The sequence below is a fragment of the Gordonia sp. CPCC 205515 genome, assembly GCF_048537925.1.
Lineage (GTDB): Bacteria > Actinomycetota > Actinomycetes > Mycobacteriales > Mycobacteriaceae > Gordonia.
The window spans coordinates 1-14,927 of the sequence record NZ_JBCLVJ010000024.1; the positions used below are offsets into that span (position 1 = coordinate 1).

Annotated in this window: 6 protein-coding genes; 4 read left to right on the plus strand and 2 right to left on the minus strand. The window is 68.2% G+C overall.

Going from position 1 to position 14,927, the window contains the following annotated elements; translation table 11 throughout:
• Positions 1-380: HNH endonuclease (locus AAFP30_RS27500; protein WP_419233243.1), on the plus strand; the 380-nt coding region annotated here is incomplete at its 5' end.
• 240 nt (positions 381-620) lie between these two features.
• Here AAFP30_RS27500 and AAFP30_RS27505 read toward each other — a convergent pair.
• Both AAFP30_RS27505 and AAFP30_RS27510 read right to left on the minus strand, forming a co-directional pair.
• The gene (locus tag AAFP30_RS27505; RefSeq protein ID WP_419233287.1) at positions 621-3,935 is read right to left on the minus strand and encodes an arabinosyltransferase domain-containing protein; all 3,315 of its coding nucleotides are present in this window, start codon (positions 3,933-3,935) and stop codon (positions 621-623) included.
• A gap of 10 nt (positions 3,936-3,945) precedes the next feature.
• Positions 3,946-7,194, minus strand: a complete 3,249-nt coding sequence (locus AAFP30_RS27510) for an arabinosyltransferase domain-containing protein (RefSeq protein WP_419233244.1) — start codon at positions 7,192-7,194, stop codon at positions 3,946-3,948.
• A 105-nt stretch (positions 7,195-7,299) separates the two neighbouring features.
• On the opposite strand from AAFP30_RS27510, the gene AAFP30_RS27515 reads away from it, so the two are divergent.
• The 3 genes from AAFP30_RS27515 to AAFP30_RS27525 are packed head-to-tail and all read left to right on the plus strand — an operon-like array spanning position 7,300 to position 14,888.
• Positions 7,300-10,650 carry an arabinosyltransferase domain-containing protein gene (locus tag AAFP30_RS27515; protein ID WP_419233245.1) on the plus strand — a complete coding sequence of 1,117 codons (3,351 nt, stop codon included), beginning with the start codon at positions 7,300-7,302 and terminating at the stop codon, positions 10,648-10,650.
• A gap of 4 nt (positions 10,651-10,654) precedes the next feature.
• On the plus strand, positions 10,655-13,960 hold the full coding sequence (locus AAFP30_RS27520; RefSeq protein ID WP_419233246.1) for an arabinosyltransferase domain-containing protein: 3,306 nt from the start codon (positions 10,655-10,657) through the stop codon (positions 13,958-13,960).
• Positions 13,961-13,994: 34 nt separating this feature from the next.
• The gene (locus AAFP30_RS27525; protein WP_419233247.1) at positions 13,995-14,888 is read left to right on the plus strand and encodes an oxygenase MpaB family protein; all 894 of its coding nucleotides are present in this window, start codon (positions 13,995-13,997) and stop codon (positions 14,886-14,888) included.
• The last annotated feature ends 39 nt before the right edge of the window (positions 14,889-14,927 follow it).

A 14,927-nucleotide genomic window follows, 5' to 3' on the forward strand; every position in this document is an offset into this window, starting at 1 on the left:
ACGCCGAGATCGCCGAGGTCGTCGTCGACGGACAGACCGTGCCGCTGCAGATGGGCACCACCCGACGCCGGTTCCCGCCGCATCTGCGGCGTGCGATCATCATCCGCGACCAGTGCTGCGTCAAGTGCGGGGCATCCGCCGGCCGCACCCACGTGCACCATGTGCAGTGGTGGAGCCAGGACGGGCCGACCGATCTGGATAACGGGTGTCTGCTGTGTCCGTCGTGCCACGCCTTTATCCACGCCACCGACTGGGACATCATCATGGGCGCCGACCGGCACCCCTGGTTGATTCCACCGGCCGCGATCGATCGGCAACGACGACCGCTACCGGCCTACAACCGCCGCACCCTGACCCTCGACGACCCGATCGCCGCCTGAGCCTGAGGCCACCGAACTTGTCGGGGGTCGGTGATACACCTGTACCGGGTGATCAGCCAGGGCAAGCGGCCGACACCCCACGACATCTGATGCGGGCTCCCGCCAACGACAACACTCCCTGTGTGTAGCACCTTTCGCGCACCCGACCCGTCGGGACCGCGCACGCTCTTTGACAACTCCACAGTGTGAACAGGCAAGCGGCGCTTGCGGGCTCCCCGGGGGGAGCCCGCAAGTGACCCCTCAGTTCTTGATCGCGCGCATCGGACCCGGGGTCCACATACCGCCGTGGACATCCTCGGTGATCGTCAACTCCGCGGGGACTTGCGGTTTGAGCGGGACGAGTCGCTGCAGGCTGCCCCAGTCCTTGGCCCAATCGTTGCGGAGATAGGCGGGGAGCACGATCGGTTGCAGTTCGTTCTCGACGATGCCGAGCGGGCCACCGTAGTCGCCGGCCATCCAGCGTCGGGAGTTGACCCGCTCCCCTTCGGCGTCGGGAGCGATCCGCCACATGGGGGTCTCCAGCACACCGTGGACCGCGGCGGCGGGACGCTGGCAGGGGAACGCCAGGGCGACCTCCCAGTCCAACAGGACCGGATCCTCGCTGCCCACCAACGAGTTCAGCGTCACCAGCGGGGTGACCCGCGGCGGGGTGATGGCCAGCCATTGGGCCGGATCCGACGAGGTGTCATCGGCGACGACACGCACGACCGTGGCGCGTGGTGGCGCCTGGTCGAGCGGGAAGCGCAGGTTGCGCCATTCGGGTGCCGTGTCGATGCCGAGTGGGGCCATCGACGCGGTGGTCGTGACCGTGCCGTCGGGCTCGACGCGGCCGAACTCGAGCCGCAGCTTCTGGCCCGGATGGGTGACGGCGAGTTCGTCGACGTACTCCACCTCGCCGGCGACGGCGATCGTCGCGATCGGCTTGTCGGCGCTGCGGGCCGGTAGTTGGTACCAGTCGGACGTGAGATGGCCACGACCACTGTCGGTTCCGTAGGTGCCGAGGACAGGGACCTGATTCGGGTCGAGTCCGAACGGGAGCTTCACCGACGACCCGTTGACACCGCGACCGGCGGTGGTGCCACCACCGGTGTCGGCGGATCCGGCCGATCCGGACACCTCTTGCTGCGCGGCGTTGGGATCGGTCTGCGTGCGGTCGACCTCGGTGGAGTCCGAACTGTCGTCGGAGTCGCTCTCCAGGTGTGCCGAGACTCCGTTCGGCTCGAAGCCGACCATGTCGCGTCCGGCCAGCGCGGCACCCGGTGACGGATTGGCTTGGCCCGCAACCTGTGCCGGCGTCAGCACGCCCTGGTTCGGGTCGGCTTCCACCATCACCGCGTCGGCGAGGGCGCAGGGGTTGCCCTTCATCGCGGCAATGTTCGAACTCGTCCACGACCATGAGCCCTGCTGCGTTCGAATCGCTTTCGCGTAGGAGACGAAGGTGAATAGCAGGATGACCGCGGAGATGATCGCGAGCGAGTAGGTGGGGATGCGTTGGATGATGCTGCGGTTGGCGGTATTCGCGGTCAGTTCGCCGCGTTCGGCGAGTCGGTCGTCGCGGTAGTACTGCCAGGCGCCGTACAGCGTGAGGGCCACCGCCACCAGCAATATCGGTACGTAGAAACCGATGCCGCGGAAGTTGGGGGTGTCGTCACCCCACGGCATGCCATAGCTGCCGACGTACCACCACTGGTTACGGCCGGCGAAGGCGACGGCGAGTGCGTAGGCGCAGGCGGCCGCGAAGAACGTGCGGTTACAGCGCCGCGACATCACTTCGGGGCGCACGAAAGTTGTTGCGGCAGCTGCGAGAACACCGGTGAGACAAGCGAATGCGCCCATCTGGTGGGTGGCCTTCGTCGGCACGAATGCCAGCACCGCCACTGCACCGGAGGTGACGGCGACCAGCCGCCACAGCGGTGCGGTCGCCACGCCGCGGACGCGCCGTTTGCTCAGCAGCATCAGCACGATGAGCAGGACGGCGATGATGGTGACGAAGATGCCCACCCGACGCGCGATCGATCCGTCCGGTGTGGGGTTGAGCAGGATGTAGTAGCGCATCGCCTCGGTCCACCATTTGTTGGTGGGTCCGACGATGCCCTGCACCTTGATGCCTTCGCGGATCGCGGCGAGGGGTTGGTCGGCGAAGATCTCGAACAGCACGGCGAGACCCGATGCGAGAATCGGCAGCAGCAATGGGAGCAGGCCGTCGCGCCGACGACGTTTGCGCAGTCGGGTCAGCAGCGGACGGATCGCTGCCAGCAGCGGCAGGATCGCGATCGCACCCGCCGGGTGAATGGTCAGGGTGAAGGCCGCGGACAGGATGGCCAGGGTCAGCGGGAAGAACCGGCCGGTCGCGATGGCCCGTTCGACCAGGATCCAGGTCAGCAGGATGCCCACCGACAGCGCCGGTTCCACGCGCAGACCGTTGTTGAACGGCAGCCACACCGCGAGGAATCCGAGGCCCGCGGCCCAGAGCGCGGCCCGCGATGTGCGCACGGCGAGTCCGAGCCTCGGGATGGCGGCGCGACTGATCAGGAACCAACCGGCCAGCGCGAACAGCAGCGGCAGCAACCGCAGCCACGGCGTGGCGGTGCTGACCTGCATCCACAGGGCGAGGTATTGGTAGTGCCAGCCGAAGGGATCCTGGGGCACACCGAAATAGCGGTAGTAGTTGTCGAGGTAACCGGCACCGGGGGCAATCCGCCCGACGGTGACCTGGTAGCCGTCGTCGGCGGTGTTGCCACCGATGAACAGCCACACCACCAGTACTGCGGTGACCACCCCGTCAACCCAGGTGGGTTTCCACCATTTCGGCGGCAGCAGTCGTCGGAGTCGTCGACCGTCGCGGGCGTCGAGCACCGCGAGGGCGATCATCGACGCAATGGTTGCGAGGACACCGAGAATCAGCAGCGCACCCTTGAGCGTCGTCGGACTGGAGATGAAGCGGGTGTCAATCGTCGACCGGTACGACAAACCGTCGGCGGACGCGGATTTCGGTAGGTCGGTGTAGACGCCGATGATCTGGGGTCGCGAGTTGGGATCGTCGAGCCGGAAGCGTGGACCGTCGGCGACACCCTCCACGCTGCCCCATGTCCCACTGGTGTTGGCACCGATCACGATGCGGCAGTCGGGGTTCCGCTGCAGGTCGGCGCGAGGCGCCGAGATGAGGACCGCATTGCGCTGGGTTACCAGGAGTCGGTCGCTCGTGGCGCGGATGAACAGACCGACCTTGCTCGCCTCGGCCCCGTTCTCCGGCACCGTCGACAGCAGCACCCCACCGGAGGCGGGGAGATCAGCAGCCAACCGGCACGGCACCGTGATGTCCATGGACACCGGCACATACGACACGTTCGGTGCGGCAACGTTTTCGATGCCACCGGCCTGCGGCCACACCAGTTCAGTCTTGGTGTAGCTGACCGGCAGGAACGGGGCGGCGACGGCCAGCAGCACGCCGAGCAGTCCGGCCACCACCGCGACGATCTTCGCGATGCGGATCTTGCGCGTTTCGGTGGTCCCGGGGTCCCGACTCACGGAAGTCGGTTCGACGTTGTGTGTCATGTCGTTGTCGTCAGTCACTTTGCGGCACCACCCTGATCGCTCCCGGTCGGGTCCAGCCCCACATCGTCGACGGCGCGACCCGAACCGGCGCCGGTTCGGCCTCCGGCACGATCGGTGAAAGTTGTTGCAGACCGCCCCAATCCCGATACCAGTCGTTGTCGAGGTAGGTGGCCATCGTCGAGGCGCGGGTCAACGCCTCCGGCGTGGTGAGAATGCCGCCGTTGACGCCGGCCTGCCACGTCTTGGATTTCGAGTTGGTCGTGACCTGGTCCGGGACGATGCGCCATTCGGGGATCTCGCTGACCCCGTCACGGGTACCCATCGGGTGCTGGCACGGGAACTGGCTACCCACCGACAGATCCAGCAGCACGGGTGTCTCGGTGCCCACCACATCCTGCAGGGTGCGCAGTTGCGGTGCGCGGGGCGGGGTGAACGCGAGCCACTGGTCGGGGGCCACGTTGTCGTCGAGGGCGACGATCCGCATCGCAGTGACCTCGGACGGGACGGCCGACATGGGGATGCGCAGGTTGCGCCACGGACGGTTGGGGCGGTCGGGTCCGGGGTCGATCGGCACCACGGGCGCACCGACTTCGGTGAAGGTCCCGTTCTCGTCGCGACCGAACTGGACTTTCAGCGAGCGACCCGGATTGACCACGCCGTCCTGGTCGATCGACAGCACCGGTCCGGCGGCGGTGATCACCAACAGCGGCGACGAGTTGCGTGCCGGCAGTTGGTACCACGCCGAGGTCAGTTCGGCGGTGCCGTTGTCGTGCCCGTAACTGCCGAGGACGGGGGTGTCCGCGTCGAGCCCGAAAGGCAGTGTCCTGCTCAGGGTCCCAGGCGGACCACCGGAGACGACGAAGGGTCGCGAGAGGTCGCCGGAGGTGTTGATGGTACCGGCGCCGAGCGAGGTCGCGTCCGGGGTGAGGTCGGCGGCGACGCCGTCCGGTGTGAAGCCGGTCGACTCGCCGCGCAGGGCCGCGGTTGGGTTGGTAGTGCCGATCGGTTGCAGCGCACCACGATTCGGGTTCTCTTCGACGAGCACCTGGTCGGCCATGCCGCAGGGGTGTCCGGCCAGCGCGCGCAGGTTGGCGTTGGCGGTTGTGTAGGTGTCCGAGCGTGCCACGGCGGCCTTGGTGAACAACAGCAGTTCACCGATCACCACCAGCGTGGCGATCAGCAGCATCGGCGCCGATGCCACCGCGCTGCTCCACCGCGACACCGGCGTCTGGTCATCTTGTCGCGCACCGCGTTCCGTGTCGACGTCGATCCGCAGGTGGAACCACATCGCGACCGCCAGGGCCAGCACGGTGAGCACGAGGAACACCGACGACAGTGGGATGCCGGCCAGTGTCGGCGCTTTGTCGAAGAAGGCGATGCCGAAGTCGTAGGCCCAGCCCCATGCATTCTTCCCGGCAACCGCGACGGCGCAGGCGAACAGCAGCACGGCGACGTACATCCAGAGGTTGCGCGGGGACCGTCGGGCCGACTGCGCCACCCCGACCGTGGCGACGGCCGCCATCGCTGCGGCGACGCCGGCGTAGATGCCGAATTGGACGGTCCACTTGGTCGGTGTGAACGACAGCAGGAGCACGGTGAGCAGGATCGCGCCGACCAGTCGCCACACCGGACCCGGGTCGACGCCACGAATGTGTTTGCGCCGCAGCATCAGCGCGAGGGTGACGAAGAGCGCCGCGACGAGCATCAGCATCGGCACGCGCCGCACCAGCGAGCCGTCCTGGGTGGTCAGCGAGAGGTAGTAGTAGCGCAGGAGTTCCTGATACCAGACGAGCGTCGGGCCGACGGTGTAGCGGATGCGCAGGGCCTCGGCAATGCCGGCGAGGGTCTGATCGCGGAACACCACGATGACCACCAGGGCGACCGCGGCTCCGATCGGGGCGATCAGCGGCAGCCAGCCGTTTTCGCGGTGGCGTCGTCGGATGGTGCGCAGCATCGGGCGGGAACCCGCGAGGAGCAGTGCGAGCGCGATCACGCCGTGCGGTGCCAGCGCCAGGGTGAGCCCGGCGGCGAGCGCGGCGCCCGCGGCGGGCAGCATCCGGCGGGTCGCGACGGCCTGCTCGACACCCCACCAGGTGAGCAGGGAGCCGAGGACGATGATGCCCTCGCTACGCAGGCCGCTGGCCATCGGCATCCAGAAGGCCACGAACACCGCGGCCGCGGTGAACATGGCCCACTGGGAGCGTCGGACGGCGCCACCGAGTCGCGGCAGCAGCACCCGGCTCAGGATGAACCAGCTCGCCAGCCCGGCGAGCAGCGCGGGCAACCGCATCCACACGCCGGCGGTGGAGATCGCCGACCAGTGCGACAGGAAGCTGTAGTACCAGTCGAACGGTGCCTCGGGGATGCCGAAGAACCGGTAGTAGTTGGCGAGGTAACCGGCGTCGTTGGCGTTGCGGCCCATCGCGAGGATGTAGCCGTCGTCGGACGAGCCCGCGCCGAGGAAGTGCCAGATGACGAGGACCGCGGTGACCGCGAGGTCGGCGGGACGCGGCGCCACCAGACGACGCAGGTCGTGCCACCGTGGGCCGATCCGCCGGTGATAGCCGTTCGCGACGTCGAGCACCGCGATCGCGACGAAGCAGACGAGCGCGGCGAGTATGCCGAGGATCATCACGAGCAGCTTGATCCAGGTCGGGCTGGTGTCGAAGCGGTTGTCGATGTCGACGTGCACCGACAGGCCGGTGGCCTGCGCTCGCGCGACCTCGGCGCGGTCGAGGTCGGTGAAGATGCCCGACACCTGCGGGCGCTCGCCGGGTTCGGCGTGACCGGTCTGCCCGGCCCCGACCAGTCGCGCGTCGACACCGGCCGGCGACGAGATCACCGTGAGGCGCTCGCACCGCGCCAACTCGGCCCGCGGCACCCGCAGCAGGTCCTTGCCACGCAGGGTGACCGCGAGGACATCCCGGGCCGTGGTGACGAACAGTCCCTTCTGCGCGGCCTGCGGCGCAGCGCCCGGCAGCGTGGACAGCACGACGGTGGTGCCGTCGGCGGCCGTCTCCCGCAGGGTGTCGCAGCCGATCGTGACCCGCAGATCCGCCGGTGACTGCGCCACCAACGGCGCGGTCACCGACGCCGTGGAGGCGCCGACGGCCGCGCGGCCGGGCCAGTCGATCGACGCCGCGTGCGTGGTCACCGGGAGCAGCGGGGTCAACACCGCCGCGACGATCGCGACCAGTCCGGAGACGGTGGCGATCATCGCCCACAGGCGCGCATTCGCGGGTCGGGAATCAGCAGTCATCAGATCGAGACCCTAGTTGAACAACGGAACCGGAACAGAATCGTGCTGCGCCGCGGTCCGGGTATGTCTGCGTACTCTCAGGGAAGTCCCCTAGCATTTGGGATCGTGCCTGTGACAGCGCCGACCGGTGCGCCCGACGCAACGAACCCGACCGCGAGGGTGTCAACGGGCACTGTTCGGATCGTTGCCGTCGTCGCCGGCCTGCTCGGTGTGGTGCTGTGCGCGATCACCCCGTTACTGCCGGTCAAGGGCACTGATGCGGCCTTCGACTGGCCGCAGGGACAGTCGCTGACCGGATCGTCGGCCGACATCGTCGCCCCGCTGATCGCACAGACCCCCGAGTCCATGGACGCGACCATTCCGTGCCCGGTGTTGGCGGCGCTGCCCGCCGACGGCGGCCTGGTGCTCGCGACCATGGCGCCGTCGGCCCCGAAGAGCAAGGCGTCGGCGCTCTATGTCACCGCGACGTCGTCGACCGTGTCGGTGACATTCCGGAATTCGGTGGCCGCGTCGGCGCCGCGTGCCGAGTTGTCGGGCTGCCGCGAGTTGCACATCTGGTCGGCGCCGAGCGGACCGGGCGCGCAGTTCGTCGGCCTGTCCGGTGCGGCTGGTGAATCGACGACCCTCGCCCCGGACAAGCGGCCCCAGGTGTCGGGCATCTACACGGATATGACCCGGGAGCAGGCCATCGCCGCCGGCAATGCCGGGATGCGCGTGCACACCGTGATCGACAACCGCTACGTGAGCTCACCGAGCGTGCTGAAGCGCATCGTGGCGGTGCTCGCCGTGCTCGCGGTGCTGGTCGCGCTGGTGGCGCTCGGTTACCTCGACCGCATCTTCGGGTATCACCGTCGGATCGGGCAGCGGTCCCGGTCGCTGGCACGGTCGCTGATCCCCCGACCGTCGGACATCGCGGTGACCGTGGTGCTGCTGATCTGGGCGGTACTGGGGGCGGGGACCGCCGACGACGGCTACATCCTGAACATGGGCCGCATCGCCGGTCCCGCGGGCTATCTGGCCGACTACTACCGCTATTACGGCGCCCCCGAGGCGCCCTTCGATTGGTATTACGACTTCCTCTCGCACTGGTCGTCGGTGTCCCCGTCGATCCTGTGGATGCACATCCCGTCGCTGATCGCGGGACTGGTGTCATGGTTTGTACTCAGCCGGGTGCTGCTGCCGCGCCTGGGATCGGCGGTGCGGCGCAGTGGGTGGGCGATCTGGGCGGCGGCCACGGTGTTCACCGCGTTCTGGCTGCCGTTCTGCAGTGGCCTGCGCAGTGAGTCGATCATCGTGCTCGGCTCGCTGCTGACGTGGTGGGCGGCCGAACAGTCAATCGCCACCCGCCGCCTGCTACCCGCCGCGGCCGCCGCCATCGCCGCCGGGTTCACCCTCGCACTGGCCCCGCAGGGCGTCATCGGTATCGCGATCCTGCTGGTGTCGGCGCGGCCGCTGCTGCACGTCCTGCTGGACCGCCGCCGGGAGGCCGGGCTGACCGCGGTCCTCGCCCCGATCCTGGCCGCCGGTTCGCTCGTGCTGGTCGTGGTGTTCCGCGACCAGACCCTCGCCACAGTGCTCGAGGCGATGAAGCTGCGCTACCAGGTTGGCCCGGTGATCAGCTGGCATCAGGAGTACCTGCGCTACTACTTCCTCACCGTCACCACCGACGACGGCTCGCTGACCCGCCGCGTCCCGGTGCTGTTGCTGCTGGCGGCGCTGATCGTGACCGTCGCGGTGATGCTGCGACGCACCCGCATCCGCGGTGTCGATCCGGGGCCGACGTGGCGGGCGATCGGCGCGGTCGGCGTCACCCTGCTGCTGTTTGCCTTCACCCCGACCAAGTGGACCATCCAGTTCGGCGTGTTCGCGGGTTTGGCGGCGGCACTCGCGGCGACGGCCACCCTCGCGGTGGCGCAGTCGGCGGCCCGCTCCGCGCGCAACCTCACAGTGTTCGTGTCGGGCCTGTGTTTCGCGTTGGCCGCCGCGATGGCCGGCAAGAACGCCTGGCCCTTCGGCTACGAGTACGGCATCTCCTGGTTCGACCGGGCACCGGTACTCCTCGGCTTCAGCATCTCGAGCATCTTCCTCGGCCTCGCGGTACTGACCGCCGGGATCGCGGTGTGGCAGCACCTGCGCCTGGACTACGTGCAGAACAAGGGACTCGCGCACAGTTCCGATGGCCCCGGGGCGAGCACCGCCGATCGGCGGCGCCTGTTCCTCGCGTCGTCGCCGATCGCGATCATCGCGGCCATCATGGTTGTCGCGCAGGTCTTGGTGTTCGCCAAGGCGGTGGTCGTCCGACGGCCCGCCTTCACCGTCGCCGCCGAGAACCTGAACACGCTGCGCGGCAACAGTTGCGGCATGGCCGACGCCGTACTCGCCGAACCCGACGCCAACGCCGGTGTCCTGCCACCGGCGACCGGAGAGTCGGCGTCGGCAACCCTCGCCGGCACCGGTTCGGTCGGGTTCACCCCCGACGGGGTGCCCGCGGATCTGACCCCGGACCCCGGCAGCGCTCGACCCGGACAGATGAACGTCGCCGCGAGCTTCTCCAAGCCGTTCGTGGTCAACGGCGGTCTCGGCGCCGGGACCACCGGCGGTACCGGACCACGCACCGTCAACGGTTCCACCGTCGCGTTGCCCTACGGCCTCGATCCCGCCACGACCCCGGTGCTCGGCAGCTACGGCTACAGCGGTGAGGCCAAGCTGACAACCGGCTGGTATCAACTGCCGCAACGTAATTCGTCGCCGCTGCTGGTGGTCGCGGCGGCCGGGTCGATCTCCACGATCGACGCGTTCGGCGCAACCGTGTTCGGGCAGAAGCTGGTCATGCAGTTCGGCCGGCCCGGTGCGAACGGCGCCTTCGAGCAGGTGGGCCGCGACCTCGTGCCCATCGATCCGGGACCGGTGATCCCGAATCGCCCGTGGCGCAACCTGCGGGTGCCGATGGCACAGGTACCGCCGCGCGCGACGGTGATGCGGTTGTCGTTGCTGGACAACAACCTCGACCCGAAACAGTTCATCGGCATCACGCCGCCGCGCGCACCCAAGCTGCAGACGCTGCAACGGATCGTCGGCTCGCAGGACCCGACGCTCATCGACTTCACTGTCGCCGCACATTTTCCGTGTCAGCGGCCGATGGAGGTGCGCAACGGGGTCGCCGAGGTGCCGGACTGGCGCATCCTGCCCGACTTCGCGTCGGCGAACTCCCAGTCGAAGACGTGGATGTCGAGCGCGGGTGGCGGACCGCTGTCGGTGTCTCAGGCGACGACGTCGGCCACGACCGTCCCGACGTATCTGCGCGACGACTGGCATCAGGACTGGGGTGCGCTGGAACGGCTGTCGCCCCTGGAGCCCGACGCGCATTCGGTGACCGTGGATGTCACGCAGCAGACGCGATGGGGATGGTCGCGGACCGGTTCGATCAGGGTGGAGCCCCAATCCTATGACGACTGAACCCATGACCACTGAACCCTCGCCGACCGAACCCAGGACGACGGAACGCGACTACCGCACCGCCAAGATCGTGGCGGTGGTGGCCGGGCTGATCGGCATCCTGATGGCGGCACTGAGTCCGCTGTTGCCGGTGAACCAGTCGACCTCCGAACTCAACTGGCCGCAGGGCAACGGTGTCGGCAGTGTGGCCGCACCGCTGGTGTCGTTCGTGCCGATCGACATGGATGTGGCTGTGCCGTGTTCGTTGGCCCGGGACCTCCCGGCCGGCGGCGGGGTGCTGTTGTCGACGGTGCCCGACGGCGGGCAGGACGCGGCCGCCCGCGGCCTGTTCATCCGCGCCACCGCCGACGCGCTGACCGTGAGTGACCGCAACGTGGTCATCCTGAACACCGATCGTGCTGCCGCCCAAGCCGATCTGGACTGTCGCATCGTGTTCCACGCCGACGGGACCGGGGTCAATGCACGTATCGACGGCGTCACCGGCGACGGGATCCACACCTATGCGGTGGCCGACCCCGACATGCGACCGCAGATCATCGGCGTGTACACCGACCTACCGGAAACCGCACCGCGCGAGGGCCTTTCGTTCCATGCGACGATCGACACCCGGTACGTCAGCTCCCCCACTTTCCTGAAGCTCGCGGCGATCATCGTCGGCATCATCATGACGATCCTGTCGCTGGTCGCGCTCGGGGTGCTCGACAGCCGGGATGGCCGCGGGCACAAGCGCTTCCTGCCGGCCGGCTGGTGGGTCGTCACGCCACTGGACGTGGTGGTGTTCGCAGTGCTCGCGTTCTGGTGGTTCATGGGCGCCAACACCTCCGACGACGGCTACAACTTCACCGTCGGCCGCATCACCAGCGAAGCGGGCTACGCGGACAACTACTTCCGCTATTTCGGGGTGCCGCAGGACCCGTTCGGCTGGCATTACCAGGTGCTCTCGGCGATGACCCACGTCAGCCTGTCCGCACCGTGGATGCGACTGCCGGCGTTCCTGCTCGGGCTGCTCGGCTGGTGGCTGCTCAGTCGGGAAGTGATCCCCCGCCTGGGTCGCGCGGTGCGCACCAGCACACCGGCGATGTGGTCGGGTGCGTTCGTCTTCCTCGCGATCTGGTTGCCCTACAACAACGGTCTACGGCCGGAACCCGGCGAGGCGATCGGCGCGCTGCTCACCTGGTGCTGCGTCGAACGCGCGATCGCCACCCGTCGACTGCTGCCGTACGCCGTCGCGGTGGTCACCGCCGCATTCACCCTGGCGCTCGCGCCGGGCGGTCTGATGGCGGTGGCCGCATTGCTGGCCGGCATCCGGCCGATCGTGAAAACCGTTGTCACGCGCCGCAAGCGTGACGGTCTGTTCCCGATGCTGATCCCGATCGTGGCGGCCGGCACGGCGGTGCTCTACGAGATCTTCCTCGATCAGCCGTTGATGCCGCTGGTCGTCGGCAACCAGGTGGCCAGCGACGTCGGGCCGACGCTGGAATGGTGGCAGGAACCGGTCCGCTACTACTACCTCGACCTGCAGACCGCCGACGGCACCCTGGCGCGACGGTTCGGCGTGTTCATCATGATCCTGTGCATCGTCGTGGTGCTACTGCGGCTGCTGCGCCGCGAGCATCCGAACGGTGTTGCCCGCGCACCGATCTGGCGGCTGCTGGCGGTGGTGCTCGGCACCATGTTCCTGATCTCGTTCACCCCGACCAAATGGACCCACCACTTCGGGCTGTACGCCGGTATCGCCGGTGGTCTGGCCGCGGCGGCCGGCGCGATGATGGCCCCGGCGATCCTGCGGTCGCGACGCAATCGGACATTCTTCGCCGCCGCGGTACTCGCGGTGACCGCCATATCGTTCGCCGGCACCAACGGCTGGTGGTACGTGGCCAGTTACGGCATCCCCTGGTGGGATCGGCCGCCGTCCATCGGCGGGATCAAGCTCGGCTGGCTGATCCTCGCGGCGGCGGTCATCACCGCACTCGTCGGTCTGTGGTTCCACTTCCGAGACGACTACGTCGACGAGCGGACCCGTACCCGCGGCGGCAGCGGCTGGGCGTCGAAGCTGAAGTTCTCACCGCTACCGGTGATCTCGGTGTTCGTCGTGATGTTCATGGTCGCGTCGTTCGCCAAGGCCGCCTACGAACAGCGCGACAGTTGGTCGTGGCTGAAGTCGAACGCCCGCGCGCTCACCGGCAACTCCTGCGCGCTCGCCAATGATGTGCTGGTGGAAGCGGATCCGAACACCGGGCTGCTCTCGCCGGCCGCCGTCGACGGCCGACCCGCACCGAGTGTGTCCGCCGCGTTGGCCGGGTCGTCGAATCCCGCCGAGTTCACGCCCAACGGGCTGCCCAACCAACTCTCGGTGGATTCCACCCAGGAGTCCGACACCTCGACGACGAGCGCGGTGAACACCGCGCAGTCCGGGGCGGGCGCCGACGAAGCAACCGACAGCAACACGTCGGCGCAGGGCGGCACTCAGGGCGGACAGGGCGCACGCGGCGTCAACGGGTCGACCGTCAAGCTGCCCTTCGGTCTGAATCCCGCGAGTACGCCGGTCCTCGGCACCTACGGAACCGCCTCGGGCACCGGCTCATTGACCACCGACTGGTACCAACTCCCGGCGCGCGATCAGAACAAGCCACTGCTGACGATCGCGGTCGCCGGAAAGGTACAGGCCGTCGACGGCATCGGAGTGGTGCAGCCCGGCCAGCAACTGATCATGCGGTTCGGCCGGACCGGACCGGACGGGAAGGTCACCCCGGTCGGCACCATGTCGCCGATCGATGCCGGCGAGGCCCCCATCTGGCGTGATCTGCGGTTCCCCATGGATCAGGCACCGAGGAACGCCGACGTCGTGCGGGTCGAGGTCACCGACACCGCGGGCGCGCCGGCCGAGTGGGTGGCGATCACCCCGCCGCGGGTGGGCGAACTGGACACTCTGCAGAACGTCGTCGGCAGCACCGACCCGGTGTTCATCGACTGGCTGCCGGGCCTGGTCTTCCCGTGCCAGCAGCCGATGCGGGTACGCAACGGCGTCCTCGAGGTACCCAAGTGGCGGATCATGCCCGACGCCGAGGCAACCCGGAAGAACAGCCAGACGTGGATGTCGGGCAAGGCCGGTGGCCCGCTCGGCATCACCGAGGCGATGCTGACGCCGACGCTGCTGCCGACCTACCTGCGCAACAACTGGGGCCGGGACTGGGGCGGACTGCAGCGGTTCACCGAGATCGATCCGGCGCCGCCCGCCGAGTTGGAGCTGGGCACTGCGCGGCATTCGGGGCTGTACAACCCGGCACCGATGCGATCGAGCGGATACTGACCTCCGGCCACAGTTTTCGGGTTACGGTGACCCGGTGGATGTCATCGACGACAGCTACCGACACGCACACGTCTCCGATGTGCCGCGGGCCCGGCATCGGCGGACCGTGCGCCGCACCGGCGATCTGGTCACCGGCCTGGGGCCGACCATCGCCGGTGCCAATGTGATCATGCAGCTGGCGCACCCGAAGGTCGGCCACGGCGTGGTGGAGAGCCGGGTCGATTCCGGTAGCGCGGTCAAGCATCCGATCAAACGCAGCCGCACCACCGGGACATTCCTGGCGGTGGCACTCCTCGGCGACGACCACGACCGCGCCTACGTACACCGTGAACTCCAGCGGGTCCATGCGCTGGTCTACTCCACCGACAAGAGCCCGGTTCGATACCACGCCAACGATTCCCGGCTGCAGCTGTGGGTGGCGGTGTGCCTGCTGAAGTACTTCATCGACCAGTACGAACTGCTCTACGGACAGTTGTCGACCACCGAACGCGAACGCGTGGTGGCCGATTCCCGGTGGCTCGGCACCACATTGAACGTGCGGGACGACCAATGGCCCGCGAGTTACGCCCAGCTGCAGGAGTATTGGGCAGCGCAAGTCGAGTCGATGACCATAGATGCGCCAGTTCGTGAACTGTTGCAAAGTCTTTCGGATCTCTCCTTCCTCTCCTACCGATTCGGTGTGGCGGGCACAATGGTCCACCAGGCCCTCGGTCGGCCGATGAACTACCTCATCAAGGCCGGGCTGCCCGACGGATTCCGGGAGCAGATGCACTGGCGGTGGACGGCCGCCGACGAACGGATCTACGCTGCGACCCTGCGTGCCGCGCGGATCGTCGACCCCGCAGTCGGCAGGGTCATGCGAGGACTGTTGTTCGCCTACCTTCTCGACATGCGCCTTCGACGGCGGTTCGGTGTGCCGGTTTTCTGACACCTGACGCGTTACCTGATCGAGACCGTGTATCTCGGT

Coding starts and splice junctions, on each gene's coding strand:
- AAFP30_RS27505 (WP_419233287.1), bottom strand. CDS start 3,935: ATGACACACAACGTCGAACCGACTTCCGTGAGTCGGGACCCCGGGACC.
- AAFP30_RS27510 (WP_419233244.1), bottom strand. CDS start 7,194: ATGACTGCTGATTCCCGACCCGCGAATGCGCGCCTGTGGGCGATGATC.
- AAFP30_RS27520 (WP_419233246.1), top strand. CDS start 10,655: ATGACCACTGAACCCTCGCCGACCGAACCCAGGACGACGGAACGCGAC.